29 protein-coding genes are annotated in these 26204 nt (G+C 65.6%); 23 read left to right on the top strand and 6 right to left on the bottom strand.

Annotated features, from left to right (window positions below):
- Positions 1-19 precede the first annotated feature (19 nt).
- From dnaQ to H5V43_RS13720, 7 genes are all read left to right on the top strand, one after another.
- Positions 20-712: a DNA polymerase III subunit epsilon gene (dnaQ, locus tag H5V43_RS13750; RefSeq protein WP_025549617.1), complete on the top strand. Its 693-nt coding sequence runs from the start codon at positions 20-22 to the stop codon at positions 710-712.
- Between the two features lie 95 nt (positions 713-807).
- Positions 808-1404, top strand: coding sequence for a ribosome hibernation-promoting factor, HPF/YfiA family (gene hpf / locus H5V43_RS13745; RefSeq protein ID WP_025549618.1), 597 nt, complete (start codon positions 808-810; stop codon positions 1402-1404).
- A gap of 119 nt (positions 1405-1523) precedes the next feature.
- The gene (locus tag H5V43_RS13740) at positions 1524-1991 is read left to right on the top strand and encodes a PTS sugar transporter subunit IIA (RefSeq protein ID WP_025549619.1); all 468 of its coding nucleotides are present in this window, start codon (positions 1524-1526) and stop codon (positions 1989-1991) included.
- Positions 1951-2460: a PaaI family thioesterase gene (locus H5V43_RS13735; protein ID WP_037482870.1), complete on the top strand. Its 510-nt coding sequence runs from the start codon at positions 1951-1953 to the stop codon at positions 2458-2460. The genes H5V43_RS13740 and H5V43_RS13735 overlap by 41 nt, the downstream gene beginning before the upstream one ends.
- The gene (locus H5V43_RS13730) at positions 2450-2800 is read left to right on the top strand and encodes a DUF1491 family protein (RefSeq protein ID WP_025549621.1); all 351 of its coding nucleotides are present in this window, start codon (positions 2450-2452) and stop codon (positions 2798-2800) included. Before H5V43_RS13735 ends, H5V43_RS13730 begins: the two co-directional genes overlap by 11 nt.
- A gap of 176 nt (positions 2801-2976) precedes the next feature.
- Positions 2977-3624 carry a cell wall hydrolase gene (locus H5V43_RS13725; protein WP_025549622.1) on the top strand — a complete coding sequence of 216 codons (648 nt, stop codon included), beginning with the start codon at positions 2977-2979 and terminating at the stop codon, positions 3622-3624.
- A 98-nt stretch (positions 3625-3722) separates the two neighbouring features.
- Positions 3723-4217, top strand: a complete 495-nt coding sequence (locus H5V43_RS13720; protein ID WP_025549623.1) for an MmcB family DNA repair protein — start codon at positions 3723-3725, stop codon at positions 4215-4217.
- Between the two features lie 116 nt (positions 4218-4333).
- Here the strand turns inward: H5V43_RS13720 and H5V43_RS13715 are convergent, their stop codons facing one another.
- Positions 4334-4933 (bottom strand): ankyrin repeat domain-containing protein, encoded by a 600-nt coding sequence (locus H5V43_RS13715; protein WP_025549624.1) that lies wholly within the window; start codon positions 4931-4933, stop codon positions 4334-4336.
- A 71-nt stretch (positions 4934-5004) separates the two neighbouring features.
- On the opposite strand from H5V43_RS13715, the gene H5V43_RS13710 reads away from it, so the two are divergent.
- The 4 genes from H5V43_RS13710 to H5V43_RS13695 are packed head-to-tail and all read left to right on the top strand — an operon-like array spanning position 5005 to position 7052.
- Positions 5005-5661 carry an SCO family protein gene (locus H5V43_RS13710; RefSeq protein WP_025549625.1) on the top strand — a complete coding sequence of 219 codons (657 nt, stop codon included), beginning with the start codon at positions 5005-5007 and terminating at the stop codon, positions 5659-5661.
- A gap of 3 nt (positions 5662-5664) precedes the next feature.
- Positions 5665-6090: a YcgN family cysteine cluster protein gene (locus H5V43_RS13705; RefSeq protein WP_025549626.1), complete on the top strand. Its 426-nt coding sequence runs from the start codon at positions 5665-5667 to the stop codon at positions 6088-6090.
- Positions 6071-6781, top strand: coding sequence for a M48 family metallopeptidase (locus tag H5V43_RS13700; protein WP_025549627.1), 711 nt, complete (start codon positions 6071-6073; stop codon positions 6779-6781). Before H5V43_RS13705 ends, H5V43_RS13700 begins: the two co-directional genes overlap by 20 nt.
- A 7-nt stretch (positions 6782-6788) precedes the next feature.
- On the top strand, positions 6789-7052 hold the full coding sequence (locus H5V43_RS13695; protein WP_025549628.1) for a hypothetical protein: 264 nt from the start codon (positions 6789-6791) through the stop codon (positions 7050-7052).
- A 48-nt stretch (positions 7053-7100) separates the two neighbouring features.
- On the opposite strand, the gene trhO is transcribed toward H5V43_RS13695, so the two are convergent.
- Positions 7101-7937, bottom strand: coding sequence for an oxygen-dependent tRNA uridine(34) hydroxylase TrhO (gene trhO / locus H5V43_RS13690; protein WP_025549629.1), 837 nt, complete (start codon positions 7935-7937; stop codon positions 7101-7103).
- Between the two features lie 65 nt (positions 7938-8002).
- Between trhO and pdeM the strand changes: the two genes are divergently transcribed.
- Together pdeM and H5V43_RS13680 are read left to right on the top strand one after the other, a co-directional pair.
- Positions 8003-8662, top strand: a complete 660-nt coding sequence (pdeM, locus tag H5V43_RS13685) for a ligase-associated DNA damage response endonuclease PdeM (protein WP_025549630.1) — start codon at positions 8003-8005, stop codon at positions 8660-8662.
- A 188-nt stretch (positions 8663-8850) separates the two neighbouring features.
- Positions 8851-11616 carry a TonB-dependent receptor gene (locus H5V43_RS13680; RefSeq protein WP_025549631.1) on the top strand — a complete coding sequence of 922 codons (2766 nt, stop codon included), beginning with the start codon at positions 8851-8853 and terminating at the stop codon, positions 11614-11616.
- Here the strand turns inward: H5V43_RS13680 and H5V43_RS13675 are convergent.
- Positions 11594-12340 carry a YggS family pyridoxal phosphate-dependent enzyme gene (locus H5V43_RS13675; protein ID WP_025549632.1) on the bottom strand — a complete coding sequence of 249 codons (747 nt, stop codon included), beginning with the start codon at positions 12338-12340 and terminating at the stop codon, positions 11594-11596. The genes H5V43_RS13680 and H5V43_RS13675 overlap by 23 nt on opposite strands.
- A gap of 17 nt (positions 12341-12357) precedes the next feature.
- Here H5V43_RS13675 and H5V43_RS13670 point away from each other — a divergent pair, with 17 nt between their 5' ends.
- Positions 12358-12921, top strand: a complete 564-nt coding sequence (locus tag H5V43_RS13670) for a thiamine phosphate synthase (RefSeq protein WP_025549633.1) — start codon at positions 12358-12360, stop codon at positions 12919-12921.
- A 136-nt stretch (positions 12922-13057) separates the two neighbouring features.
- Here the strand turns inward: H5V43_RS13670 and yczR are convergent, their stop codons facing one another.
- Complete coding sequence (yczR, locus tag H5V43_RS13665; RefSeq protein ID WP_025549634.1) at positions 13058-14521, bottom strand: MocR-like transcription factor YczR; 1464 nt, start codon at positions 14519-14521, stop codon at positions 13058-13060.
- A gap of 89 nt (positions 14522-14610) precedes the next feature.
- Here yczR and yczE point away from each other — a divergent pair, with 89 nt between their 5' ends.
- Both yczE and H5V43_RS13655 read left to right on the top strand, forming a co-directional pair.
- Positions 14611-15213, top strand: a complete 603-nt coding sequence (gene yczE / locus H5V43_RS13660; protein ID WP_025549635.1) for a membrane protein YczE — start codon at positions 14611-14613, stop codon at positions 15211-15213.
- Between the two features lie 120 nt (positions 15214-15333).
- Positions 15334-15840: a DUF1993 domain-containing protein gene (locus tag H5V43_RS13655; RefSeq protein WP_025549636.1), complete on the top strand. Its 507-nt coding sequence runs from the start codon at positions 15334-15336 to the stop codon at positions 15838-15840.
- Between the two features lie 159 nt (positions 15841-15999).
- Here H5V43_RS13655 and H5V43_RS13650 read toward each other — a convergent pair whose 3' ends face one another.
- Positions 16000-16482: a hypothetical protein gene (locus tag H5V43_RS13650; protein WP_025549637.1), complete on the bottom strand. Its 483-nt coding sequence runs from the start codon at positions 16480-16482 to the stop codon at positions 16000-16002.
- Positions 16483-16568: 86 nt separating this feature from the next.
- On the opposite strand from H5V43_RS13650, the gene gyrB reads away from it, so the two are divergent.
- Genes gyrB through H5V43_RS13635 form a run of 3 tightly spaced genes read left to right on the top strand, consistent with a single transcriptional unit; the run spans position 16569 to position 20159 of the window.
- On the top strand, positions 16569-19076 hold the full coding sequence (gyrB, locus tag H5V43_RS13645) for a DNA topoisomerase (ATP-hydrolyzing) subunit B (RefSeq protein WP_099185548.1): 2508 nt from the start codon (positions 16569-16571) through the stop codon (positions 19074-19076).
- Positions 19077-19080: 4 nt separating this feature from the next.
- On the top strand, positions 19081-19644 hold the full coding sequence (locus H5V43_RS13640; protein WP_025549638.1) for a DNA-3-methyladenine glycosylase I: 564 nt from the start codon (positions 19081-19083) through the stop codon (positions 19642-19644).
- A gap of 8 nt (positions 19645-19652) precedes the next feature.
- Entirely contained in the window at positions 19653-20159 is a 507-nt protein-coding gene (locus H5V43_RS13635; protein ID WP_025549639.1) for a COG3650 family protein, read from the top strand.
- A gap of 329 nt (positions 20160-20488) precedes the next feature.
- Here H5V43_RS13635 and H5V43_RS13630 read toward each other — a convergent pair whose 3' ends face one another.
- Complete coding sequence (locus tag H5V43_RS13630; protein ID WP_025551889.1) at positions 20489-21220, bottom strand: hypothetical protein; 732 nt, start codon at positions 21218-21220, stop codon at positions 20489-20491.
- Positions 21221-21449: 229 nt separating this feature from the next.
- Between H5V43_RS13630 and H5V43_RS13625 the strand changes: the two genes are divergently transcribed.
- The 4 genes from H5V43_RS13625 (at position 21450) to holA (ending at position 26200) form a co-directional block, all read left to right on the top strand.
- Positions 21450-21899, top strand: a complete 450-nt coding sequence (locus tag H5V43_RS13625; RefSeq protein ID WP_025160613.1) for a DUF3576 domain-containing protein — start codon at positions 21450-21452, stop codon at positions 21897-21899.
- Between the two features lie 114 nt (positions 21900-22013).
- A complete protein-coding gene (gene leuS / locus H5V43_RS13620; protein ID WP_025551886.1) occupies positions 22014-24584 on the top strand; it encodes a leucine--tRNA ligase in 2571 nt (856 codons plus the stop codon).
- A gap of 99 nt (positions 24585-24683) precedes the next feature.
- On the top strand, positions 24684-25178 hold the full coding sequence (gene lptE, locus H5V43_RS13615; protein ID WP_025551884.1) for an LPS assembly lipoprotein LptE: 495 nt from the start codon (positions 24684-24686) through the stop codon (positions 25176-25178).
- Positions 25175-26200 (top strand): DNA polymerase III subunit delta, encoded by a 1026-nt coding sequence (gene holA, locus H5V43_RS13610; RefSeq protein ID WP_025551882.1) that lies wholly within the window; start codon positions 25175-25177, stop codon positions 26198-26200. Before lptE ends, holA begins: the two co-directional genes overlap by 4 nt.
- Positions 26201-26204 lie beyond the last annotated feature (4 nt).

Raw genomic sequence — 26204 nt, 5'->3', positions numbered from 1 at the left:
AGAGTCGTTGTAGAGGGCGATGCGCGAGATCATTTTCGACACCGAAACGACGGGATTCGACCCAGCCTCCGGCGATCGCCTGGTCGAGATCGGATGCATCGAACTCCTCAACCGGGTTCCCACGGGCCGCACCTTCCACGCTTATTATAATCCGCAGCGGTCGATGCCGATCGCGGCCGAGGCGGTGCACGGCCTGTCCGACGCTTTTCTGAAGGACAAGCCGCTATTTTCCCATGGGGTGGAGGAACTGCTCGCCTTTCTGGAGGACAGCCATCTGGTCGCCCATAATGCGCGCTTCGACTTCGGCTTCCTCAATCACGAACTGAAGCTGTGCAAGCTGCCTGAAGTGTCGATGGAGCGGATGATCGACACCGTCGCCATCGCCCGGCAGCTTCACCCCGGCGCCAAGCACAGCCTCGACGCGCTCTGCACCCGCTACGGCATCGATCGCAGCCATCGGATCAAGCATGGCGCGCTGCTCGACGCCGAATTGCTGGCCCAGCTTTACATCGAACTGACCGGCGGCCGTCAGATCGGCCTCGGTCTTGCACAGGAGGAAGAGAAACTCGTTGTAAATATGGAACTTGCGGCGGAAGTCGCGGTTCGCCCTGTTCGTCCCGCGCGTGTCTTTGCGGCAAGCGCGGAGGAGCTGGAGCGGCATGCAGCGTTCGTCGCGACGCTGGACAAGCCGCTCTGGCTTGAGGAGGCCTGATTACGGCTGTCCCTTCGGGATGGGCTGCCTTCACGGCCTCCACGCCAACCGGGTCGCCAATCCCGGGCGGTCCGGCAAGAATAAGGAGAAGGCATATGGATATTCGTGTTTCCGGGCATCAGGTCGATACGGGTGACGCGCTCAAGCAGCATGTCTGGACCCGTCTGGAGGCCATGGCCGAGAAATATTTCTCCCGCGCGCTTTCCGCCCAGGTCACATTCCGGCCGGCCCCGCACGGCGCCTTCCATTGCGACATCGTCTGCCATGTCATGACCGGACTGATCCTGAAGGGCGCCGGAGAGGCGCAGGAGGCGCATCCTGCCTTCGATCAGGCGGCCGAACGGATCGAGAAGCAGTTGCGCCGCTATCTGCGCCGCCTGAAGGACCGCAGCGCGCAGGCCGCGGCGGCGGAGGCCAGCCGGGCCAATGGATATGGCGCCGATGAACTGGACGGCGCCGGCTACACGATTTTCGCGTCCCCGGCCGATGAAGAGGACCCGGCCGAAGCGCCGCTGATCGTGGCGGAAACCCGGGTCGACATTCCCGAAGCCAGCGTGTCGGACGCGGTGATGATGCTCGACCTGCGCAACACCAATGCGCTGCTGTTCGTCAATGCCGGGACGGCGGCGTACAACATGGTCTATCGGCGGCAGGACGGGACCATCGGCTGGGTAGAGCCCCGCCTGGGCTGATCGCCTTCCCCCGGCCGCCGGTTGACCTCGATCCGCTGGCGGCCTATGGGGCCGGACTTTAAAGATCCGGGCATTGCGTCATTTTTCCGAAGCTGGGCGCGGCTCGGCTGGGATTCGGCATGGTTCATTTCAACGATATCGTCGCACCGGATGCATTGGGCACCGCCCTTTCGGTGAACGGCAAGAAGCAGTTGTTTCAGAAGGTTGCGGCCTTGGCTGCGCAGGCCTACGGCCTGGCTGCCGATCCGGTGGCGGAGGCGCTGCTGGAGCGTGAGAAACTGGGCTCGACCGGCTTTGGGGGCGGAGTCGCGATTCCCCATGCGAAGATTCCCGGCCTTCAGAAAATGTGCGGGGTGGTGGTGCTGCTCGATCCGGCGGTTCCTTTCGACGCTGTGGACGAAGCGCCGGTGGACATCGTCTTCGCGCTGCTCTCTCCGGTGGATTCCGGCGCCGAACATCTGAAGACCCTGGCCCGCGTTTCGCGCTACCTGCGTGACGAGGGGCAGATCGCCCGGCTGCGCGGCGCCAAGTCGACGGCGGCGCTCCATGCCCTGCTCGCCGGTGGCGAGGCGCGTGACGCTGCCTGATCCGGGTTCCGCCGCCAGCGCCTTGCCCAGCGGGGAGCAGGCGCATTTCCGGGCGCTGGAGTCCCTCTACCGTTCCGCACCGATCAACCGGCTGTTCCGGTCGGAACTGACGATTCCGGAAGAAGGCCGGTCGATCATCCATTTCGACGTGGATGAGACGCAGTTCCATGCGGCCGGCGCGGTGCACGGCACGGTCTATTTCAAGATGCTGGACGATGCGGCCTTCTACGCCGCCAACAGCCTGGTCAGCGATCGCTTCCTGCTGACCACCAGCTTCAACCTGCTGTTCACCCGCCCGATCGGGCCGGGCCGGATTCGGGCCGAAGGGCGCTGGATCAGCGGAAAGCGGCGCGTCTATGTGGCGGAGGCCAGCCTGATCGACGCCGACGGCGAGGAGGTGGGGCGCGGCACCGGCACCTTCATGCGGTCGCAATTCCCCCTCTCCTCCCTGCCGGGCTATGCCGGCTGACCCATCCGACGCGCGGCTGACCAGCGCCATGCTGGTCGGTGTCCTGATGCGCCGCTGCGCCGCGGCGGGCGGCTTTGCCACGGTGCTGGTGAAGGGCGATGCCGTCAGCGGCGTGATCCTGCTCCAGGCGCTGGAAAATGGCCGGGAACAGGGACTGTTCGAACGCGTTCCTGATTATGCGGGCGGCTATCGCCTCACCCGCTGCGGCCCGGACCCGGAAAAGGGGGCCGAGGCCATGGCTCAATATCTTGCGCGCCGGCGCGGATCGGACCCCGATCTGTGGGTCATCGAACTCGACATCGCGGATGCGGAACGGTTCGCCGCTGAAACGATCTGTTGATCGTTGACTCATTTTCCTCGCGCGGGCACAGGCCTCCGACGCTTTCAACGCGCAGGTTGCCGGTTTTCGTCCATGGGGGGCGGATGCGGTAAACACGCAGACGGGGGGCGGCCGGACGTCGTGTTTTAGGGGTTTTTTGACGTTCCCGGCCAAGAACCGCACGATTTTGAGCTGTAATGAGTTTTCGTCTGAAGGCTGCGATCTTCGCGGCATTTTCCCTTTCCGCCACAGCGGCGGTTACTGCGGCCGACATGTCGAGCGCTTCCGAGGCGGCTCCGTCGGTCCTTTCCCTTCCGGGAAGCAATGAGCTGAATGCAGCTCCGGCCGGCGCCACGCCCGCCGTCACTTTCGCCGCGCCGCGCGAAGTCGTGCAGCCGCTGGCTCCCCTTTCCGACAGCGCCGATGTAAAGGCCGACAATCTCGCCGCCCTCGTGGACGCGCAAGGCGCGGCCGAGGATGTTTCCGGCGACATGAAGTGCCTGGCCGGCGCCGTCTATTTCGAATCCAAGGGCGAAAGCCTGGAAGGCCAGTTGGCCGTTGCCCGCGTCATCATCAATCGCGCCCGGTCCGGCCGCTTTGCCGACAGCCTGTGCGGCGTCGTCTATCAGCCCGGCCAGTTCAGCTTCGTGCGCGGCAATGGCATGCCGTCGATCCGCCTGGGCAGCGAAAGCTGGCGCGAGGCCGTCGCCATCGCCCAGATCGCGATGGACGATAGCTGGGACAGCAAGGCAGAGGGTGCGCTCTATTTCCACGCCCGTCGGGTTTCGCCCGGCTGGGGCAAGCGCCAGCTCGCCGCGATAGACAATCACGTCTTCTATCGCTGACCGTTTCGCGCCCGGCGCGCAGGGGTGAAGAAGGGCCGGTTCGGGCGATCCTGAATCGGCCCTTTCCTTTTGTTCCCTTCCTGTTCTAAGAACCGGACATGGAATCCGATCTTTCCGACAGTTGTTCGCCCCTCACGGACGGCACGGCTCTGGCCGTGGCGCGGGGCACGCTGCGCCTGTTCTTCCGGCATGACATGAGCGGGATATTGGAAGTGCCGCTGCCCAATGGCCGGCGCGCCGACATCATGGCGCTGGACGGGGCGGGTCGGATTACCATCGTGGAGATCAAGTGCAGCCGCGCCGACCTGTTGGGCGACATGAAATGGCCCGACTATTTCGATTATTGCGACCGCTATTTCTGGGCCGTGCCGTCAGGCTTCGACCTGTCGCTGTTCGAGAGCGAGGCGCTATGGCCGGGACGGACGGGATTGATCGTCGCGGACCAATATGACGCCGAACTGGTGCGCCCCGCACCCATGGAGCCGCTGGCGGCCGCACGGCGCAAGGCGGAAACGCTGCGCTTCGCTAGGCGGGCGGCCAGGCGGCTGACGGCGCTGGCGGACCCGGATCATGCCGCGGAACTGGGGTGGTAGTCTGATCTGCGTGGAGATCGATGAGGGGACGAATCGTCTCCCGCGACATTCCCCTTAAGCGATACGTGCTCCTGCGCAGGAACACGTATCGTCTGATGTTCGCTTCAGGAAAAAAATCAGAACACCGGCCCCTGCACCGGTCCCTTGGGCGCTGTCTTCGTCTTCGCAGCGCTCAGCGCTTCCACCAGCCCCGGCGTCCTGGCGTCGCGCTCCGCATAGTCCCGCGCCGACATGCCGGCGATCGTGTCGCGCCTGTCGGGATTGGCGCCTTGCGCGACCAGCAGCCGGACCAGCGCCACGTCGCGAAGCTGCACCGCCCGGATCAGCGGCGTCTCGCCGCTGCCATTCGCCTTGTCCACCTGCGCATTATAGGTCAGCAGGCTGCGCACGCCTTCCTCGAACCGGGCCTGCACCGCGTCCATCAGCGGCGTGTTGCCGTTATTGTCGGTCAGGTTCGGGTTTGCGCCCTTGGCGAGCAGGAAGGTCAGCCATGTATTGTCCCGCCGCGCAACGACCAGATGCAGCGCGGTATCGCCCGTCGTCACGTCGCGGCTGTTGATGACGGTCGATCCCGGCTTCTGGATCAGGTCGGTCACCTTCTGCCCGTCGGCGTCCTTGACCGCCTTCAGAAAATTGTAATTGTCGGAAAACTGCGCCTGCGCCCCGACCGGCGACAGCAGCGCCAGGGCCAGAGCGGCGGCACGGCCAAGGCCCATCAAAGCCGGAAAACGTCCTGTCATTATGTCCATAGCCCCGTTGGGATTTGCAAATCAGGCCATAGCAGGGCATGGCTGGCGGCGCCATGAACAAAGCGCTGATTTCGCTCGCCCTGCCGCTGACCGCCCTGTTGGCAGCCTGTAATATGGGGGCCGGGGGCAATGCATCAAGCGGCGATGAAAGCGCCCAGGGGGATCTGCAAGGGGCCAGCATCGGCGCGCCCTTCACCCTGGCCGATCAGGATGGGAAGAAGGTCCGCTGGGACGATTTCAAGGGCAAGTATCGGCTGGTCTATTTCGGCTACACCTATTGCCCCGATGTCTGCCCGATCGACCTGCAACGGATCATGCAGGGCTTTTCGAAGTTCGAGAAGGATAAACCGGCGCTCGCCGCAAAGGTCCAGCCGATCTTCATCAGCGTCGATCCGGATCGGGACACGCCCGCCGTCCTCAAAACTTATGTCGCGGCCTTCCATCCCCGCCTGATCGGCCTGACCGGCACCCCTGACGAAATCGCCAAGGTGGCGAAGGATTTCGTCGTGCTCTACAATAAGGAAGAGGCGAAGGGCGCTAGCGGCTATCTGGTCAGCCACAGCCGCACGCCCTATCTTTTTGGGGGCGACGGCGCGCCGGTCGCGCTGGTGCCGGTGGACGATCCGGGAACGCCGGATGTGGATGAGGGCGATCCCGCCAGGGTGACGGCCTTCCTCGAAAAATGGGTGAAGTGACGGTTGGACTTCTGGGAAAAGCCCCTCGACAGACTGGACCGCGCGGAGTGGGAAGCGCTGTGCGACGGCTGCGGCAAATGCTGCCTGCACAAGGCGGAGGATGAGGATACGGGGCGCATCTACCCCACCAATGTCGCCTGCCGCCTGCTGGACCGGCATAGCGGGCAGTGCACCAACTATAAGGAACGCCGCCGCTTCGTGCCCGATTGCGTGCGGCTGACCCCCGCCAAGGTGAAGACGATAAGCTGGCTGCCGCGCACCTGCGCCTATCGGCTGCGGGGCGAGGGCAAGCCATTGCCCGAATGGCACTATCTGATCTGCGGCGACCGCGAGGCGGTGCACCGGGCCCAGGAGTCCGTGCGCGGCTGGACCATTGCGGAAGCCGACGCCGGCGATTGGGAAAACCATCTTGTCGACAGAGAGCTCTGACGCCGAAATCCTGATCGACGGCATCGCCGTTCCGGTGCGGGTCCGCCGGTCGGCGCGGGCCAAGGCCTATCGATTGTCGCTGGACCAAGCGCGGGGGGAGTTGCGGCTGTCGCTGCCGACCCGCGCCAATCTGAAGCGCGCGCTCGGCTGGGCGCAGGAACATGAGGGCTGGGTCCGCTCGCAAATGGCGCGGCAGCCAGCGCAGGTGATGCTGTGCGACGGCGCCGTCTTCCCGCTGGAGGGGCGGGAGGTGCGCATCTGCTGGGTCGAGGGCGCTTCCCGCACGATCCGGCTGGACGGCGACCGGTTGCTGCTGGGCGGTGCGGCGGAATCAGTCGGGTCGCGGGTGCTGCGCTGGCTCAAGATGCGGGCCAAGGCCGTGCTGGAGACCGAAAGCCATGAAATGGCGCGGGACAATGGGCTGATCGTGGCGTCGGTCGGCATTGGCGATCCGCGCAGCCGCTGGGCGAGCTGCGCCTCCAGCGGGGCGATCCGCTATAGCTGGCGGCTGATCCTCTGTCCGCCGGAGGTGCGCCGGGCGACCGTGGCGCATGAGCTGGCGCATCTGCTGCACATGGATCACAGCCCGGCCTTCCATGCGGCGCACAAGCGGATATTGGGCGAAGACCCCCGGCCTGCGCGGGCCTGGCTGCGCGCCCATGGGACCGCGCTGCACCGCTTCGTCGGGTGACAGGCCCATGGGCAGGAAGAAGCGCTATCTGACGGCGACGATGCCGGATGGCTATGTGAAGACCATCGGGCCCACGGCGGACGCCTTCACCCATTATTGGCGCATCGTCGCGATACTGGAGAATGGCAGGACGGAGGTTTTCTGGGGCCACAGCCGCTCGCTGGCCGAGGCGAAGAGGAAGCGGACGGCGGCGGAAGAAGGCGCGCGGATGCGCGGCTGGAAACGCTATGCGTTCGAGATAGCGGAACTGGTCGAAACGCCGGCCAGGTGAAGTGCAAGCTGCTCCTGCGAAGGCGGGATCACGCTATGCCCTGGTCCTTCAGCCCTGGTTCCTGTGCGGCCAGACGCCCGACCCGTCCGCCGCGCAATCATGCGCGGCATCCCGCACATGCGGCAAGCCGCAGGCCCGGCAGGTGACATAATCGCCCGCCTTCAGCCCATGGCCCACCGCCACGCGCTCGTCGAACACATAGCAGTCGCCCTGCCAAAGGCTGTCCTCTTCGGGCATTTCCTCCAGATAGCGCAGGATGCCGCCGCGCAGATGATAGACCTCCTCAAAACCGCGGGCCCTGACCAGCGCGGTCGATTTCTCGCATCTTATGCCGCCGGTGCAGAACATGGCGATGCGCGGCGTGCGGCCCTCCTCGCGCAGCTTTCCGGCAAAATCGTCGAACCAGGCCGGGAAATCGCGGAAGGAGCGGGTGCCCGGATCGATCGCCCCTTCGAAGCTGCCCACCGACACTTCATAGGCGTTGCGCGTATCGATCACGACCGTGTCCGGATCGGCTATCAGGGCGTTCCATTCCACCGGATCGAGATGCGTGCCCGCCTGATGCGCCGGGTCGAGATCGCCCGCGCCCAGCGTCACGATCTCCGCCTTCACCTTCACCTTCATCCGGGCGAAGGGCGGACTCTCGCCATGGGCATATTTGACGTCGAGATCGGCGCAGCCCGGATATGCCCGGATATGCGAGACCAGCGCCGCAATCGCCCTCTCGCTCCCCGCGACCGTGCCGTTGATCCCCTCCCCGGCGACGATCAGCGTGCCGCAGGTGCCAAGATCGGCGCAGAGCAGGCGCAAATCGCGGGCAATCGCCTCCGGATCGGCGAAGGTCGCGAAACGGTAAAGCGCGGCAATGGTGAAAGCGGATTCCATGGCAGCGCCCATAGCCGCTTCGCTGCCCTCTTGAAAGCGGCGGGGCAAGGGGGCATAGGCAGGCCATGGTTCCCCTTTCGTTCGCGGGTCATGATTTTCTGGCGTTGGCGGAGGCTGCGCTGTTCTGGCCGGCGCGCTCCGCCCTGCTGGTGGCCGACCTGCATTTCGAAAAGGCAAGCTGGTTCGCCCGATCCGGGCAGTTCCTGCCGCCCCATGACAGCCTGGCGACGCTGGACATGATCGAGATGCTGGTGGAACGGACGGGCGCGCGGGCCGTCTGGTCGCTGGGCGACAGTTTTCACGATGCCGATGGCGCGGCCCGGCTCGATCCGGCGGCGCGGGCAAGACTGGCCGTGTTGACGGACAGGCTCGACTGGGTCTGGATCACCGGCAATCACGATGCCGGCATGGCGCGGACGCCCGGCGGCACGCGTCGCACGGACATGCAGGTGGACGGCATCTGGCTGCGGCATGAGGCGGACCCTGCCGACCCCCGGCCGGAAATATCAGGGCATTTCCACCCCAAGTTCCGCCTGTCCGTGCGCGGACGCCACGTGTCGCGGCGCTGCTTCGTCGGATCGCGGACCAAATTGATTCTGCCTGCCCTTGGAGCCCTGACGGGCGGCCTCGATGCCGGTCATGGCGAGATTCGCCGGGTGATGGGATCGGGTGCGGCCGCCCTGGTGCCGGTCGCCGGCCGGCTGCTGCGTTTTCCCATTGCTTAGGCGGACGTAACGGAAACCGGAATTTAAGCTGTCTCCTTTAGGTGACAGTGCATGAGAATCCGGTCACCATGGGGGATCAAAGCCTCTGAAAAGCAGGCATATCTTGCCTTCATCCTGCTGTGGCAGCATAGTTCGACAATAATTCGACGCGACGCAAAGCCGCGCGGATAAGGAGAGGGAGCATCATCATGAAGAAGAGCCTTTGGCTGATTTCTGTCGGTGCCGTTGCATTGGGCAGCAGCGTTCCGGTCGCATGGGCGCAGGACGGTGGAACCGCGGTCGATCCGGAAAGCGTCAACATCATCGTCACCGCCACCCGGCGCGCCAGCCCGCTGTCGGACGTGCCGATCGCCGTGTCCGCCGTGACGGCGCAGGCGATGCAGAATAGCGGCGCGACGGATATTCGCGCGCTCAACCAGCTCGCCCCTTCGCTGCTGCTGTCCTCCACGGGGACAGAGGCCAATGCCTCTGCCCGCATCCGCGGCATCGGCACGGTGGGCGACAATCCGGGGCTGGAAAGCTCGGTCGCGGTGTTCATCGACGGCGTCTATCGCTCGCGCACCGGCGCCGGCCTCAACGAACTGGGTGAGATCGAGCGGGTCGAGGTGCTGCGCGGTCCCCAGGGCACGCTGTTCGGGCGCAACGCCTCCGCCGGCCTCATCAACATCATCAGCAAGGCGCCGGAGTTCAAGCTCGCGGGCAAGGCGGAGATCACTTACGGCAATTATGATTATTGGCGCCTTGCCGGCCGCATCACCGGGCCGATCAGCGATCAGCTGGCGCTGAGCCTGGACGGCGTCTGGTCCAGGCGCGACGGCTTCTACGATCTGGTGAACGCCAGCGGGGCCAAGGTCGGGGAAACCAATGACCGCGACCGCTATTTCCTGCGCGGGCAGGCGTTGTTCGAGCCGAACGACGCGCTCTCCATCCGCCTCATCGGGGATTATACCCATCGCGACGAAAGCTGCTGCGGCGCCGCCTATATGGAGACGCGGGAACGCCGTCCGGTCCCCGGCGGGGGCTACAGCACGGCGCCCTTCAACCGGATCGCCGCCATTCTGGCGGGGCAGGGCAGCGTCTTTGCCGCCGATCCCTATGACCGCGACCTCACCATCACGGCGGGCCGGAATTATGTGAGCAAGCTCAAGGATTGGGGCGTTTCGGGCGAGATCAATTATGATCTGGGCGGCGCCAAGCTGACCAGCATAACCGCCTATCGCGATTACAAGAGCCAGGACTATGGCGATTACGACTATAGCGGGGCCGACCTGCTCTACCGCGATCCCAACACCTATCGCCAGTTCAGGACCTTCACCCAGGAACTCAGGGCGCAGGGATCGGCCTTCAACGATGTGCTCGACTGGCTGGTCGGCGGCTATTATGCGCATGAGAAGCTGACGCTGGAGGATAATATCGTCTTCGGCGCGGACTATGGCCGCTTTGCCGCCTGCCGTCTGATGGCGGGGGCAGGCGTCAACAGCAATTTGACGGCGGCGCAGCTTGCCGCTTGCGGCAGCGGCCTTGCGACGCAGGCGCTGATCGCCGGTACGCAGGCGCAGCTCAACGGCGGCCTCGTCCTTGCCGGCGTTCCAGCCTTGCAGGCCGGGGCGATTTCGACCGGCCTGGGCAATGGTCTCCGCGCGCTGGCGGCGATCCCGTCGGGCACCGGCGACATTGCCTCGCTCTACCATCAGAAGAGCGAGAATTGGGCGTTGTTCACCCATAATATCATCCATATCGCAAAGCAGCTCGATCTGACGCTGGGTCTTCGCTACACCCATGAGAGCAAGCGTTTCTCGGCGGACCTCAACAATAACAACGCCACCTGCGCGGCCTTGCAGGCCTCCAGCCTGCCCGCCATCGCGACCAATGCGCAGCTCGGCAGCGCGGCGGCCCTGGCGGGCGGCATCCTGACCCTGGGCTGTCTCGGCAACGGATCGACCGGGCTGAACGCGCTCGACCTCAATGACAAGATCAGCGATGGGGAGTTTTCCGGCACCGCCGTCCTGTCATGGAAGCCGATCGACGAACTGCTGGTCTATGGCAGCTATTCGAAGGGCTATAAGGCGGGCGGCTACAATCTCGACCGCTTCCAGCTCGGATCGACGGGCCTGAACGCGGTGCCGGCCGTGTTCGCGCCGCGCACCAATGCCGACGTCACCAGCCTGCGCTTCGCCGCTGAAAAGGTCGATGCGTTCGAAGTGGGCCTGAAATATACCCGGCCCAAATGGAGCGCCAACATCGCCGCCTTCCGGCAGGAGTTCAAGAATTTCCAGTTGAACACCTTCAACGGCACCAGCTTCGTCGTCCAGAACATCAATGGCTGCGACGGCGCGCTGACGGCGGCGCGGACCTGCGCAGGCGGCGATGTGGGACCCGGCCTGATCAGCCAGGGCGTGGAACTGGAACTGTCGGCAACCCCGGTGCGGAACGTGCGTGTCGCGGGGGGCTTCACCTATGCCCGCGCCAAATTCGCCAACCGCCTGGTCGGCAGCGGCGACGGAACGGTGCCGCTCGATCCGGCGCTGTTCCTGCTGCCGGGTTCGATCAACTCCCAGGCGCCGGAAGTCGTGACGACGGTCAGCGCGTCCTGGACGCCTTCGCTCGGCTCCAACGGCCTGTCGGCGCTTTTCTATATCGACGGGCGCATGAGCAGCGACTTCAACACCGGATCGGACCTGTTCCCCGAAAAGCGGCAGGACGGCTATGCGGTGTTCAATGCCCGTGTCGGCATTCGCGGGCCGCAGCAGCGTTGGGCGGTTGAATTCTGGGGCCAGAACATCTTCAACCAGGACTATAGCCAGGTCGCCTTCAGCAGCCCGCTACAGTCGAGCAGCCCGTCCACCTCGACCACCGGCCAGTTCGCCCTGGGCGCACCGATGGCGAACCAGTTGATCTCCGCCTATCTGGGCGATCCCCGCACCTACGGCATCACCCTTCGCGGGAGTTTCTGATCATGCCCCTGCCGCTCCCCGGTGCCGGGCGAGCGGCAGGGCGCTCCCCGAACAGGGCCGTGCCGACGCGGATGTGCGTGGCGCCCAGCATGATCGCGGTTTCATAATCCCCCGACATGCCCATGGAGAGCTGTTCCATCCCCTCCTCCCGCGCCATCTTGGCGAGCAGCGCGAAGAAGGGCGCGGGTTCGATGTCGGCCGGCGGCACGCACATCAGGCCCAGCAGCGGAATATCCGCGTCCCGGGCCGATCGGATCAACGCGGGCACGTCGGCAATCGGACAACCGCCTTTTTGCGCTTCCGCACCGATATTGACCTGCACGAAGCAGGGCACCCGCCTGTCCGCCGCGTCCATGGCCTTGGCCAGCGCCGTCAGCATCGACGGCCGGTCGAGCGAATGGATGACATCGAACAGGGCGACCGCGTCGGCCGCCTTGTTCGACTGGAGCTGACCGACGAGGTGCAGTTTAAGGCCCTCATGCTCCTCCCGCAGGGCAGGCCATTTGCTTTCCGTTTCCTGCACGCGATTTTCCCCGAAGACCCGCTGGCCTGCCGCGATCAACGGGCGGATGGCGTCCGCCGCCTGCGTCTTCGACACGGCGATCAGGGTGATGTCGTCGGCGGTGCGGCCGGTAAGGCGGGCGGCGCGGCCCATGGCGTCGCGTATCTCGGCCAATCGGTTCGCGGCCAGCCGGTCTGCGGCTTCGATGCTGTCGGTCGTCATGGCGGCTGCTATAGGCGATGGCCATGCAACGCCGCCACCGCAAAAAATTGCCGACAATCTGGTTGATGACCGACGAACGCATTGGGGAGCCTGCCCTGCTGGCTGCTGTCGCCCGTCTGCCCAAGGGGAAGGCGGGAGTCATATTCCGGCACTATCGCACGGCCGCGGCGGAGCGGCACGCCCTGTTCGATCGGATCGCCCGGATTGCCCGAAGGCGGCGGCTGGTGCTCATGCTGGGCGGCACGGCGGCGCAGGCGCAGGCCTGGCGTGCCGATGGCTGGCACGGACGTGATCGGCGGCGGGCAGGAAAGGTGCTGCTCCACAGCAGGCCGGTGCATGATGGGCGGGAGATGGCGGAAGCCGTGCGCTATGGGGCAAATATCGTCCTGCTCTCGCCACTCTTCCCGACGCGCTCGCACCCCGGTTCACCCCTATTGGGGCGAGCGGGCTTCGCCGCCCTGGCCCGGCTCGCCCCGATGCCGGTAATCGCCCTGGGCGGGGTGAACGCGGCGCATCGGCATATGCTGAAGGCAATCGGCGCTTCCGGCTGGGCCGCCATCGATGGCCTGTCGGGCTGGTGACGGCGGTAAGAGGCGGTGGTCGGCGGGCGACCATCCAAAGGCCGCACCTTACTCTCGCGAGCTGTTTGTCTCCTGCGGATTCCTCCGCAGGGGCATGCCGCGCCGATGGCAGTTCATGACCGATATCCGCCAGCGCTCAGATCAGCCGATCCGCCTCCAACGCCGCCGCCAGGGAATCGCGGCCGCGCGGCATGCGGGCGTGAAGCCGCGCATCGGCTTCCGCCAACCGCTCGACGCCAGTGGTCAGTTGCTCCTCCGATAAGGTGAAGGGCAGGCGGAGGAAGCGCTCGAACGCCCCGCTCACGCCGAAGCGCGGCCCAGGCGCGACACGCACGCCATGACTCTCGGCAATGGCGGCCAGCGCCGTCGCCTCGCCGCGCGGCAGTTCCGCCCAGAGCGACAGGCCGCCGGCAGGGGATTCGGCACGCCAGTGCGGCAGGTGTCGTTCGATCAGCCCCAGCAGATGATCGCGACGCCCCCGCAGGATCGCCGCCCGCGGGCCAAGCCCTTCGTCGCTATCGATCAGATGCGCGACGGCAAGCTGCTCCACCACCGGGCTCGCCATGTCCATCGTCGTGCGCAGCCGTCCCAGCGCCGCGACGGTCTGCGGATCGGCGCGAATCCAGCCGACGCGCAGCCCACCCCAGAAGATCTTGCTGGCCGAACCCAGGGTGATGACCTGCCGCCCGGAAGGATCATGCACGGCGACCGGCGGCGGCGGCATATTGTCCAGACCCATCGCCGCCATGGTCTCGTCGATGATTAGCGGCATATGGCTGCGCGTCGCTGCGGCCACCAGCGCGCGGCGGGTGCCCGGGTCCATGCTGCGCCCCGTCGGATTGTGGAAATCCGCGATGATATAGGCGAAGCGCGGACTGGTCTGGCGGAAGGCCGCTTCCATCGCGTCGATGTCCCATCCCTGCGCGGGCAGGCCGACAGGCACCGGCACGACATGGGCGCGCTGCAAGGCCTGGATCGCATTGTGATAGGTGGGATGGTCGATCACCGCCCGGTCGCCCGGTCCCGCCAGCCAGTGGAGCAACAGCGAAAATCCCTGCTGCGCGCCATTGGTGACGATGATCTGGTCCGGACTGGTGGGACATCCCCGCCGCTCATAATAGGCGGCGATCGCCCGGCGCAGCGGCGGCAGGCCCAAAGGATCGTACCCCAACTCGCCCAGAAAGGCGGGCAGGGCCTCCACCGCGACCTGATAGGCGCGGCCCACGCCCGGCGCGGCCGGCAATGCGGCATGGGTCCAGTTCAGGATATTGCCGCCGTCGATCATGTCGATTTCCGGCAGGGCCTGTTCCATCCGACCGGGCGGCAGGCGGGTGACGCTGCCCGATCCCTGCCGGCTTTCCAGAAAGCCTTCGTCGCGCAGCCGGTCGAAGGCGGCGGCGATGGTCGTGCGGCTGAGGCCCAGCGCGGCGGCCAGTTCCCGTTCCCCGGGCAGGCGGACGTTCAGGCCGACGCGCCCATCCAGCACCAGCATCCGCAGCGCCTGCGCCAATTGGCGATAGGCGGGCTCCGCGCTGTCTTCGGCGCGCCAGGCGCCCAGCAGGCGAAGCAGGGAAGGCGGCCGCAACAGGGAAGTGGACATGACCATGGGTTCCAATCCGGAAAGGGAGGATGCCACTTACCCAATAATGGCCATTTTGTAAAAGGCCATTTCGGGTGATTTCAACCGCCATGATGATGCACCGCCGCCTTTTCCAGCTTTTCTGGGGCCTTGGCCTTTATGGCTTCTCCATGGCCCTGATGCTGCGCGCCGATCTGGGGCTCGATCCCTGGGACGTGCTGCATCAGGGATTGGCGCCGCGCTTGGGTCTGAGTTTCGGCATGACCGTCAATCTGGTCGGGGCGATCGTGCTGTTGCTCTGGTGGCCGCTGCGTCAGCGGCCCGGTATCGGCACGGTCTGCAACATTGCGGTGATCGGCACGGCGGTGGACCTCAGCCTGATGATCCTGCCCACGCCGGAGGGCTATGCCATGCGCTTCGCCTGGTTGGCGGCGGGGATCGTCCTCAACGGCATTGCGGGCGGCGCCTATATCGGCGCGGGATTGGGCCCGGGCCCGCGCGACGGGTTGATGACGGGCTTCTGCCGCCGGACCGGATTGCCGGTCAAATGGGTCCGCACCGGTATCGAGATCGGCGTGCTGGCGGTCGGCTGGCTGCTGGGCGGCACGGTGGGCCTCGGCACCCTGCTCTATGCGGCGACGATCGGCTGGATCGTGCACCATGCCTTGCCCTTCTTCACCATTGTCCCGCGCGAACGCCCCGCGCTTGGCTGATCCGGTTGCCCCCTGACCGGCCGGCATGGAGTCCGCCGGCCGGTCCTTTTATTTCGCGCGGGTATCGACTGTAGCGATCCACGCCATATCTAGGCGCCTCACGATCATGAGGAGAGCCTGGTGGCGACCGACCTGTACGACCTGACCGTTCCCGTCTTCATCCGCGGGCTGCGCAACCTTTCCGCCATTCTGGAGAAGGGCGCCGCCCATGCGGAAGAAAAGGGCATCGATCCACTGACGCTGACGCAGGCGCGCCTGATCGGGGACATGGCTCCGCTCACCGGACAGGTGCAATATGCCAGCGACAGCGCCAAGGGCGCGGTGACACGCATCGGTGGGCTCGATCCGGTTGCCATGCCCGATACGGAGCAGAGCTTTGCCGACCTGCAAGAACGGATCGGCAAGACCATCGCCTTCCTGGAATCCGTGCCTCGCGAGCGGATCGACGGGCGGGAGGATGCGGAAGTGATCCTCAAGGGCCCTCGCGGCGAATTCCGCTTTACCGGACGCAGCCATGCGCTGGGCTTTGCGCTGCCCAATTTCTATTTCCATGTTTCGACCGCCTATGCCCTGCTGCGGCAGGCGGGGGTGCCGCTGAGCAAGATCGATTATCTGGGTGGGATTTAGCGGCCGGGTGGCGATGGCCGTCATAAGGCATTCCCCTCCCGCCTGCGGGAGGGGTTAGGGGCGGGCGCAACCAGCCTCCAGCTTTGCCGTCAGCAAAACCACCGCCGATGTCGCGCCCGCCCGCTCCCGCCTGCGGAGGGACAAGGGCGGCGCATCCCCCTAACCCGCGATCAACCGGATGGCGGCGCTCGACACCCAGCCGCTGGGGCAGGGGCCGTCATAGGGCTGCTTGCGATCCACCGGTCCGGACACGCCGCAATCCACCGGGGCCGCGGCATTGTCGGCAGGAGGATCGGGGACCAGAACGACGCCCAGCCATTTCTGGTCGAGGCTGCGGGTGCAGACCCATGCGCGGCTGCCCTCCGCCATGCGGGCGACTTCTCCGGCGTCCGAAAAGGGCGCGGCCCGGACCGCCGCTCCTCCGGCGCCTACGCGCACCGCCTGGCCCATGGCGCCGCAGGCGTCGAGGCGCGGACCGTCCTCCCCAATGGTCACCGGGCGGACGAGGCGCGATTCCAGACGGGTTTCCGGCACCTCCTCCCGCGGTGCGCCGGCAAGCGAACTGTTGGGCAGTTCCTCCAGCACGTCGCTGCTCTTGGAGCAGGCGGCAAGCATCAGGACCAGGGTCAGGATCATGCGCATAGCCGCCTGATAGACCCTGCCCGGCGCGGGCGATAGCCGCCATGTTTCGCTTTAGTTTGCTGGCCCTTTTCCCTATATGCTCGGATATGAGCGAGGAAAGTCAGAACAACCCCAACAGCAATGCCTATGGCGCCGACAGCATCAAGGTCCTGAAAGGGCTGGATGCCGTGCGCAAGCGGCCCGGCATGTATATCGGCGACACCGACGACGGTTCCGGCCTGCATCATATGGTGTTCGAGGTCAGCGACAATGCCATAGACGAGGCGCTGGCCGGCCATTGCGACCGCATCCTGATCACGCTCAATCCCGACGGATCGGTCAGCGTGGAGGATAATGGCCGGGGCATCCCCACCGACATCCACAAGGAAGAGGGCGTCTCAGCGGCCGAGGTCATCATGACCCAGCTCCACGCGGGCGGCAAGTTCGAGAACACGTCGGACGACAACGCCTATAAGGTGTCGGGCGGCCTGCACGGCGTGGGCGTCAGCGTGGTGAACGCGCTCAGCGAATATCTCGACCTCAACATCTGGCGCGACGGCAAGGAGCATTATATGCGCTTTGCCTATGGCGACGCGGTGGCGCCGCTCAGGGTGATCGGGGACGCGCCCGCGGGCAAGAAAGGGACGAAGGTCACTTTCCTCCCCTCGACCGAGAAAGTGCCCGGCGACGGCGGCACGTTCAAGAACCACACCGAATTCGATTTCGAGAAGCTGGAGCATCGCTATCGCGAACTCGCCTTCCTCAATTCCGGCGTGCGGCTGTTCCTGATCGATGCGCGGCATGAGGAGAAGAAGGAGATCGAGCTGTTCTACGAGGGCGGCATCGCGGCCTTCGTGAAGTGGCTGGACCGCAACAAGCAGCCGCTGATGCCCGATCCGATCGCGATTTCGGGCAGCCGCGACGATGTCACCATCGACGTCGCGCTGGAATGGAACGACAGCTATTATGAAAATGTCCTTTGTTTCACGAACAACATCCCGCAGCGGGACGGCGGCACCCACCTTGCCGCCTTCCGCGCTGCGCTGACCCGGACGCTCAACAATTATGCCGACAAGTCCGGCCTGCTGAAGAAGGAGAAGGTCTCGCTGACCGGCGAGGATATGCGCGAAGGCCTGACCGCCATCGTGTCGGTCAAGCTGCCCGATCCCAAATTCTCCTCGCAGACCAAGGACAAGCTGGTTTCGTCCGAAGTGCGTCAGCCGCTGGAAAGCCTGATGGCCGACAAGATGGCGGAATGGCTGGAGGAAAATCCCCAGCATGGCCGCATGATCGTGCAGAAGGTGATCGACGCCGCCGCCGCCCGCGAAGCCGCGAAGAAGGCGCGCGAACTCACCCGGCGCAAGGGGGTGATGGACATCGCCTCGCTGCCCGGCAAGCTGGCCGACTGTCAGGAACGCGATCCCGCCAAATCCGAACTCTTCCTGGTGGAGGGTGACTCGGCCGGCGGTTCGGCCAAGCAGGGGCGCAACCGGCACAATCAGGCGATCCTGCCGCTGAAGGGCAAGATTTTGAACGTCGAGCGCGCCCGTTTCGACCGGATGCTGTCGTCCAAGGAAGTCGGCACGCTGATCCAGGCGATGGGCACCGGCATCCGCGACGATTTCAACCTGGAAAAGCTGCGCTACCACAAGATCGTCATCATGACCGACGCCGACGTCGACGGCGCGCATATCCGCACGCTGCTGCTGACCTTCTTCTACCGCCAGATGCCGCAGATCATCGAGGCGGGGCATCTCTTTATCGCCCAGCCGCCGCTCTACAAGGCGACGCGCGGCCGGTCGGAGGTGTACCTCAAGAACGAAGCCGCGCTGGAGCAGTATCTGGTCGACAATGGCGTCGAATCCATGGCGCTGGAAACGACCGGGGGCATGCGGTCTGGCGAAGACCTGCGCCACCTGATCGAGCATGGCCGGCGGATGCGCGCGGTGATGCGCTATGTGCCGCGCCGCTACAATCCCGCGATCATCGAAGCGCTGGCGATCAACGGCGCGCTCGATCCGGAACTCAGCCATGACGCGCAGGCCGAACGGTTGACGAACACCGTCCGCTGGATGGATGCGCAGGACGAAGAGGGCAGGTGGACCGGCCGGATCGCGGAGGAGGGCGGCTTCCATTTCGAGCGGCTGTGGCGCGGCGTCACCGACCATCACATGATCGAGGCGGGCTTCATCGGGTCGGCCGAAGCGCGCAAGCTGCACGCCATCGCAACCGAGGAGGCGGACAGCTATCGCACCGCCAGCCGTCTGGTCACGGCCAAGGCGGCCGCCGCCGCCGAGGAGGCGGGGGATGACGATCTGCCGGTCGCGACCAAGGGTTCGACGGCGGTCACGCGGCCCAGCGAATTGCTGGAGGCGATCCTCGCTGCCGGGCGCAAGGGGCTGGCGATCCAGCGGTACAAGGGCCTTGGCGAGATGAATGCGGAACAGCTTTGGGAAACCACGCTGGACCCCGATAATCGCTCGATGCTGCGGGTGGAGGTCGAGCAGGCGGACGTCGCCGACGAGATTTTCACGCGGCTGATGGGCGATGTGGTCGAACCGCGGCGCGAGTTCATCCAGGACAATGCGCTGAACGTCGCCAATCTGGACGTCTGATCCGATGGAGCGGGTCCGTTGCGGTTGGGCTGGATCGGACCCGCTTTATTGCGCCTATCATGACAGCGAATGGGGCGTTCCGGAACGCGATCCGCGGATGCTCTGGGAAACGCTGATGCTGGAGGGCTTTCAGGCGGGCCTCAGCTGGATCACCATATTGCGCAAGCGGGAGACGTTCCGCGCCGCCTTTGCGGGGTTCGATCCGGACAAGGTTGCGCGCTTCGACGGGGCCGATGTCGAACGTTTGATGGGCGACCCCGGCATCATCCGGGCGCGGGCGAAGATCGAAGCGACGATCGCGGGCGCGCGGATTTTCTGCGATATGCGGGAACGGGGCGAGGATTTCTCCGCCTATGTCTGGAATTTCGTCGGGGGCGAGCCGATCCGGAACGATGGCCTGACCTTCCCGGCCAGAACCGACCTTTCCGAAGAGATTTCCCGGGATCTCAAGAAGCGCGGCTTCAAATTTGTGGGCCCCACCATCGTCTATGCATGGATGCAGGCGATCGGGATGGTGAACGATCATGCGGTGGATTGCTTCCGGCGGGATGAGGTCGGCAAGGCGTGAGACGATTCCTGCCGCTGGTCCTGTGTGCGCTGGCGGGGTGTGGCGGCGACGGGATGCCCTCTGCCAATGGCGCGCAGCCTCATGCCTCCGCACCGATCGGGACGCCGGACCCAGCGCCAGGCCAAGACCCTGAAAATATTTCGAAACTGGTTCCACGTGGAACAGAGGCACGTGGAACGGAGGAGAGCCCGCCGGTCAGCTCTCCCGGCGTTAAGCATGCTGTGGACGATGGTTATCGGGCGATCGGGACCGAGCCTTTCTGGGCCGTAACGGTAAAGGGATCGACCGCCGTGCTGGAGCGCCCGGACAGGGCGCCCGTCCGCTACGCCATATCCCGGAACGACGACCCGCGGGCTGTCCGTTTCCTGGGCGAGGGCTTTTCAATGACCGTAACCGAAGGGCCATGCAGCGACGGCATGAGCGATGCGGTCTGGTCCGACCGCGTGGCGGTGGCCTTTGGCGAGGGAACGCTGAACGGCTGCGGCGGCTTGCGGGACGATCAGGGCGAACCGTAGAGCCAATCGACATTCAGAAGATGACGAGCCGAGCCGAAGGCCACCGAAGGTAAAATGGTGGTTTTCCGTGACCCGGAGCGCAGCCTACTCAAAATAGGTGAGCACCGGAAGCACGGAAAAGCGCCATTTGCAGGCCGTCAGGGCTGAATGTCGATTGGCTCTAAAGCCTCCCGGTTGCCGGGCGAAACAGGGCGCTCAGGTCTTTCTGCCGGATGGAGGCTGAACATGCTCCCGCCCCGGACCATGGTTCGGCCTGGACGGGACCAACGCTGGACAAGACAGAAGCCGAGGCAGGCATGATGCCGCTCAACCTCGCCCCTCAAGCCGTTTTAGAATTTGAAGATCGTGCCCAGATAGACGGCCTGCGCGTCCTGCCGGTCGTCGGTCATCGGCGTCAGGCGTCCGGCAAAGCTGTTATTATAGCGAATGCCCGCGGTGACGTTCAGATTGCGCGTCAGCGAATAGGAACTGGCCAGATCCAGCGAATAATCCTTGTCCGCGCTGGGGTTGCGGATCGTCGCGGCCGGCTCGCGGCGGCTCTCGATCAGCACCTTGGTGCTGAAACGGTCCTTGCGGCCCTGATCCAGCGAGAAATTCCTGGCCCCCGCCATCGGCTCGACGGCGACCGGGTCCAGTTCCTTGCGGCCCACCGCTTCGGGCAGGGCGAACTTGCGCCAGTTATGCGCGCTGTTCAGGCTGAAGGCGACGGGCGCGATGCTCACCGGGTCCAGCGTCCGGCTGATCGCGACGCGATCGTTCAGGTCGGCGGCGCGCACCATGACGGTGACCGAGCGCTGACCGCTCAGCGACCCGCTGGTGGGGGTGAAGCGGAAATTCTGACGACTCGCGGACGCGGCGATCTTCGCATAGGCTGCCGCCAGGCGCGGGTCCTTGGTCGTCGGCGTGAAGGAGGAGATGCTGCCCAGCGCACCCAGCGAAACCGGCGTTTCGGCGCGCATGCGGACAAGGTCGGTGGCCGCCCCGATGGCAGGGGACAGCATGAAGCCGGCCACGGCGACCGCCGAGCCTGCCAACGCTATATGTCCCCTTTTCAGGCGCATGTTCCGAATCTCTTCCCCGCCGACTACTTTTCTATGGTCCTTCATATACGCAAGGCTCTGGAATTGGTAGAGCGCCACCGGTTTTTTGTCGGAGCTGTTGCACGGAACACACAGGACTCGCCCCGGTTGCACGGCGGGTCGTCGTCGCGCCGTCCCGGAGTCCCCCTTGCCCATTGCCGCCGGTCCTCTATAGAAGCGGGGCGTTTACTCGTTTGATGGGACAATAATGATGGTCCGCCGCCTTTCTTCGCGCCTTTCCGCCGGTCTGCTGCTGGCTGCACTTCTGCCGCTCGCCGCCTGCGGGGGCGGCGCCAAGGACCGCCCGAAGGCGGACCTCGCCGCATCGAAGGTGACGACCATCGGCGTCAACGCCTATCTGTGGCGCGCCAGCCTCGACACCCTGTCCTTCATGCCGATGGTCCAGACGGATTCGAACGGCGGCGTGATCGTCACCGACTGGTACGCCAATCCGAACAGCCCCAATGAGCGGATGAAGCTGACCGTATCGATCCTCGACCAGGATCTGCGCGCCGACGCGCTGCGCGTCGCCGCCAGCCGCCAGGTCAGCCAGGGCGGCCAGTGGGTCGATGTGCCGGTGCAGGCCGCGACCGTGCAGAAACTGGAAGAGATCATCCTGACCAAGGCCCGCGACCTGCGCCGCATGGCGATTGCGGGCTGATCGCGGCATCGATTTCCGTTCGCCCTGAGCCTGTCGAAGGGCCATATGTTCTTGAAGAGTAGTGCAGGGCTTCGACAGGCTCGGCCCGAACGGCACTTGAGTTAAGGATTATCCATGCAAAGGCGCTTCAACCCGCTTGAGGCCGATGCCCGCTGGCAGGCCGTCTGGGACGAGAAGCAGACGTTCAAGGCGTCCGACAGCAGCGACAAGCCGCGCAGCTATGTGCTGGAGATGTTTCCCTATCCCTCCGGGCGCATCCATATCGGCCATGTCCGCAACTATTCGATGGGCGACGTGCTGGCGCGCTTCCGCCGGATGACCGGGCATGAGGTGCTGCACCCGATGGGCTGGGACGCATTCGGCATGCCCGCCGAAAACGCCGCGATGGAGAAGAAGGTGCATCCCGGCGCCTGGACCCGCTCCAACATCGCGACGATGCGCGCGCAACTCAAGAAGCTGGGCTTCGCGCTGGACTGGAGTCGGGAACTGGCGACCTGCGAGCCGGACTATTACGGCCATGAACAGGCGCTGTTCCTGGACATGCTGGAAGCGGGCCTGGTCTATCGCAAGGAATCGGCGGTCAACTGGGACCCTGTCGACATGACCGTGCTGGCGAACGAGCAGGTGATCGACGGCAGGGGCTGGCGATCCGGCGCGCCGGTTGAAAAGCGCAAGCTGTCCCAGTGGTTCCTCAAGATCACCCAGTTCGCGGACGATCTGCTGGCGGGCCTGAAGACGCTCGACCAGTGGCCGGACAAGGTGAAGCTGATGCAGGAAAACTGGATCGGCAAGTCGGTCGGCCTGCAATTCCGCTTCAGGCTGGACGCGCCGGTCGGCGGAATCGGTGAGCTGGAGGTCTTCTCCACCCGCCCCGACACGATTTTCGGCGCCAGCTTCGCGGCCGTCGCCGCCGATCATCCGATTGCGCTCGCCCTGGCGGAAAAGGATGCGGCGCTCGCCGCCTTCGCGGAGGAATGCCGCCAGACCGGCACCGCCGCCGCCGAGATCGAGACCCAGGAAAAGAAGGGCTATGACACCGGCCGGTCGGTGATCCACCCCTTCACCGGTCGCAAGCTGCCCTTGTTCGTCGCGAACTTCGTGCTCATGGACTATGGCACCGGCGCCGTCATGGCGGTTCCGGGCCATGACCAGCGCGACCTCGACTTCGCGCGCAAATATATGCTGCCGGTCGAGCGCGTCGTCGCCGCCGAAGGCGACGAAGCCAAGGGCATTGGCGACGAGGCCTATGTCGGCCCCGGCAGGCTGGTGAATTCCGACTTCCTCAATGGCCTGGGCGTCGAGGAGGCGAAGGCGCAAGTCATCCGCCGCGCCGAAGAGGGCGGCTGGGGCACCGGCACCACCGTCTTCCGCCTGCGCGACTGGGGCGTCTCGCGCCAGCGCTATTGGGGCACGCCGATCCCCGTCATCCATTGCGAGGATTGCGGCCCCGTGGGCGTGCCCAAGGACCAGCTTCCCGTGGTCCTGCCCGAAGACGTCAGCTTCGACATTCCCGGCAATCCGCTGGACCGGCATCCGACCTGGAAGCATGTCGACTGCCCGAAATGCGGCAAGGCGGCGCGGCGCGAGACCGACACGCTGGACACCTTCGCGGATTCAAGCTGGTATTTCATCCGCTTCGCCAGCCAGCCCAAGGACAGGCCGTTCGACCGGGAAACCGTCGAGAAATGGTTGCCCGTCGGCCAATATATCGGTGGCGTGGAACATGCGATCCTGCACCTGCTCTACGCCCGTTTCTGGACCCGCGCGCTCCAGCATATGGGCCAGATCGGCTTTGCCGAACCGTTCACCGGCCTCTTCACCCAGGGCATGGTGACGCATGAGACCTACAAGGCGGCTGTCCCTCTCCCGGTTCCTGCCGATTATGATGGCTCGCAGCCGGAAATGCATGCTGCAGAGGTTTGGGTTTCGCCCGCTGAGGTCGAACGCCGGGATGGCAAATGCTTCCTTGTCGGGACCGACAGTGAAGTCACCGTCGGCCGCGTCGAGAAAATGTCCAAGTCCAAGAAGAATGTCGTCGATCCGGATGACATCATCGCCCAATATGGCGCGGACGCGGTGCGCTGGTTCATGCTGTCCGACAGCCCGCCGGAGCGCGACCTGCCCTGGACCGAGGCGGGCATCGAAGGCTCCTGGCGCTTCGTCAACCGCCTGTGGCGGCTGTTCGGGGAAGCCGACAAGGCGGCAGAGGGGCAGGACAAGACACTCGACCGCAAGCTGCACCAGACCATCGACGGCGTGGCGAAGGACATTGAGGCGCTGTCCTTCAACAAGGCAGTGGCGAAGATCTACGAACTCACCAATGCAGTCGAAAAGGCCAAGCCCTCGGCCAGCCGCAGCGCGGCGATCCGGGCGCTGGCTTTGCTGGTCGCGCCCATGACCCCCCATCTGGCCGAAGAGGCCTGGGCCGACATGGGTGAGGAAGGTCTGATCGCGGACGCGGCCTGGCCGGCGGTCGATCCGGCATTGCTGGTCGAGGATGAAGTCACCATCGCCTGCCAGGTGATGGGCAAGCTGCGCGACACCATCACCGTTCCCAAGGGCACTTCCAGGGACGAGCTGGAACGTCTGGCGCTTGCCGCGCCCAATGTCGTGCGGACGCTGGACGGCGCGACGCCCAGGAAGGTTATCGTGGTGCCGGATCGTCTGGTGAATTTGGTTATCTGACAACATCCGTTCGGGCTGAGCCTGTCGAAGCCCTTTACTTCTCTTTGGGAAAGAACGGCCCTTCGACAAGCTCAGGGCGAACGGTTAAGGGTAGGTCTTATGAAGCTCTGGCCATTGCTCTTCGTCGCCCTGTCCCTCTCCGCCTGCGGCCTGCGCCCGGTCTATGGCGGGGGCGGCCACGGCCCGGTCGCGCAGGCGCTGGGCAATGTCGAGGTGCAGCCGATCGAGGGCAAGGGCGGCTGGCTGGTGCGCAATGCGCTGAACGACCGGCTGGCGGCGATGAGTGGCACCGGACCCGGTTACAAGCTGGTGGTGAAGCTGGACGACAATATCAGCGGCTTCGGTCTGCGCTCCGACGCCGCCGTCACGCGCGAGCGGCGGACCCTGCGGGCGCGCTATCAGCTTATCGACGGCGCAACCGGCGCGCAGATTCTGGACGATACCGCCGGATCGGACGTCGGCATCGACGTGGTCTCCAGCGAATATGCGACCATCGCGGCGGAAGACACCGCCCTGGAACGCCTGTCGCAGACCATTGCCGACCAGATCGTCGCGCGGCTCGCCCGTTTCGCGGCGCGGGACAAATCCCGTTGAAGGCCAATCGCGGCCAGATCGAAAAGGCGCTCGACGCGCCGCCTGCCGACTGCCGCTTCTTCCTGCTCTACGGACCCGATGAAGCGGGCAGCACGGCGCTCGCCAAGCGGCTGGAGCGCGCCATGGGGCCGGAAGCGGAGCGGGTCGACCTGGACGGACCGACGCTGCGCGACGATCCGGCGCGGCTGGCGGATGAAGCGGCGTCCTTCTCCATGTTCGGGGACAAGCGCTGGATTCGCGTCACCGGCATGGGGGAGGAATCGCTGCCCGCCCTCAACGCCCTGCTGGAGGCGGAGGCGGCGGGCAATCCCGTCATCGCCATAGCGGGCGCGCTCAAGGGCACGTCGAAGCTGCTCAAGCTCGCGCTCGACCACAAGCAGACCATGGCCTTCATATCCTACCAGCCCGACGCGCGGGAGGCGGAGCAGATCGCCATCGCCATCGCGCGGGAAGGGGGGCTGCGCCTTTCGCCCGAACTGGGCCGCCGCATCGCCGATCTTGCCAATGGCGACCGCACGCTGATGGCCGGGGAGGTGGAAAAGCTGATTCTCTATCTCGACGCCGCGCCGGACCGCCCGCGCGAAGCGACGGAGGAGGCGATGGACGCCCTTTCCGCCGACAATCCCGACAGCGACGCCGCGCCGCTGGTGAATGCCGTGCTGGGCGGCGACCTGCGCGGCATGCACCGCGAACTGGGGCGGCTGGCGGAGGCGGGAACGGCGATGGCGGCGGTGCTGCGCCCGCTGCTGGCCCGCGCCATGCTGCTCGCCAATATCCGCACCGATTTCGATGACAGCGGCCGGCTGGAAGGCGCGGTCGAGGCGGCGGGCAAGCAGGTCTTCTGGAAGGAAAAGGGCATCGTCACCCGGCAGGTCCGCATCTGGGACGCGCCCGGCATCGCCCGCGTCATCCACAGGCTCGCCCAGGCGGAGCGCGCCAGCCGGTCGGGCAGGGGGCTGGGCGACCTGATGGTCCGGCACGAACTGCTCGCCATCGCCCGCCAGGCGGCGCGGGAGCGATAGAGGT

This window comes from Sphingobium fuliginis, assembly GCF_015074805.1.
Classification (GTDB): domain Bacteria; phylum Pseudomonadota; class Alphaproteobacteria; order Sphingomonadales; family Sphingomonadaceae; genus Sphingobium; species Sphingobium fuliginis.
Note: the sequence above shows the minus strand (reverse complement) of the source record. Positions and strands in the feature narration are given on the sequence as shown.

Bases quoted from the DNA above. Each gene is read 5' to 3' on its own strand.
- dnaQ (WP_025549617.1), top strand. From the start codon at position 20: ATGCGCGAGATCATTTTCGACACCGAAACGACGGGATTCGACCCAGCC.
- hpf (WP_025549618.1), top strand. From the start codon at position 808: ATGGATATTCGTGTTTCCGGGCATCAGGTCGATACGGGTGACGCGCTC.
- H5V43_RS13740 (WP_025549619.1), top strand. From the start codon at position 1,524: ATGGTTCATTTCAACGATATCGTCGCACCGGATGCATTGGGCACCGCC.
- H5V43_RS13735 (WP_037482870.1), top strand. From the start codon at position 1,951: ATGCCCTGCTCGCCGGTGGCGAGGCGCGTGACGCTGCCTGATCCGGGT.
- H5V43_RS13730 (WP_025549621.1), top strand. From the start codon at position 2,450: ATGCCGGCTGACCCATCCGACGCGCGGCTGACCAGCGCCATGCTGGTC.
- H5V43_RS13725 (WP_025549622.1), top strand. From the start codon at position 2,977: ATGAGTTTTCGTCTGAAGGCTGCGATCTTCGCGGCATTTTCCCTTTCC.
- H5V43_RS13720 (WP_025549623.1), top strand. From the start codon at position 3,723: ATGGAATCCGATCTTTCCGACAGTTGTTCGCCCCTCACGGACGGCACG.
- H5V43_RS13715 (WP_025549624.1), bottom strand. From the start codon at position 4,933: ATGGGCCTTGGCCGTGCCGCCGCTCTGGCCCTGGCGCTGCTGTCGCCG.
- H5V43_RS13710 (WP_025549625.1), top strand. From the start codon at position 5,005: ATGGCTGGCGGCGCCATGAACAAAGCGCTGATTTCGCTCGCCCTGCCG.
- H5V43_RS13695 (WP_025549628.1), top strand. From the start codon at position 6,789: ATGGGCAGGAAGAAGCGCTATCTGACGGCGACGATGCCGGATGGCTAT.
- trhO (WP_025549629.1), bottom strand. From the start codon at position 7,937: ATGGAATCCGCTTTCACCATTGCCGCGCTTTACCGTTTCGCGACCTTC.
- pdeM (WP_025549630.1), top strand. From the start codon at position 8,003: ATGGTTCCCCTTTCGTTCGCGGGTCATGATTTTCTGGCGTTGGCGGAG.
- H5V43_RS13680 (WP_025549631.1), top strand. From the start codon at position 8,851: ATGAAGAAGAGCCTTTGGCTGATTTCTGTCGGTGCCGTTGCATTGGGC.
- H5V43_RS13675 (WP_025549632.1), bottom strand. From the start codon at position 12,340: ATGACGACCGACAGCATCGAAGCCGCAGACCGGCTGGCCGCGAACCGA.
- H5V43_RS13670 (WP_025549633.1), top strand. From the start codon at position 12,358: ATGGCCATGCAACGCCGCCACCGCAAAAAATTGCCGACAATCTGGTTG.
- yczR (WP_025549634.1), bottom strand. From the start codon at position 14,521: ATGTCCACTTCCCTGTTGCGGCCGCCTTCCCTGCTTCGCCTGCTGGGC.
- yczE (WP_025549635.1), top strand. From the start codon at position 14,611: ATGATGATGCACCGCCGCCTTTTCCAGCTTTTCTGGGGCCTTGGCCTT.
- H5V43_RS13650 (WP_025549637.1), bottom strand. From the start codon at position 16,482: ATGCGCATGATCCTGACCCTGGTCCTGATGCTTGCCGCCTGCTCCAAG.
- gyrB (WP_099185548.1), top strand. From the start codon at position 16,569: ATGAGCGAGGAAAGTCAGAACAACCCCAACAGCAATGCCTATGGCGCC.
- H5V43_RS13640 (WP_025549638.1), top strand. From the start codon at position 19,081: ATGGAGCGGGTCCGTTGCGGTTGGGCTGGATCGGACCCGCTTTATTGC.
- H5V43_RS13630 (WP_025551889.1), bottom strand. From the start codon at position 21,220: ATGCGCCTGAAAAGGGGACATATAGCGTTGGCAGGCTCGGCGGTCGCC.
- H5V43_RS13625 (WP_025160613.1), top strand. From the start codon at position 21,450: ATGGTCCGCCGCCTTTCTTCGCGCCTTTCCGCCGGTCTGCTGCTGGCT.
- leuS (WP_025551886.1), top strand. From the start codon at position 22,014: ATGCAAAGGCGCTTCAACCCGCTTGAGGCCGATGCCCGCTGGCAGGCC.
- lptE (WP_025551884.1), top strand. From the start codon at position 24,684: ATGAAGCTCTGGCCATTGCTCTTCGTCGCCCTGTCCCTCTCCGCCTGC.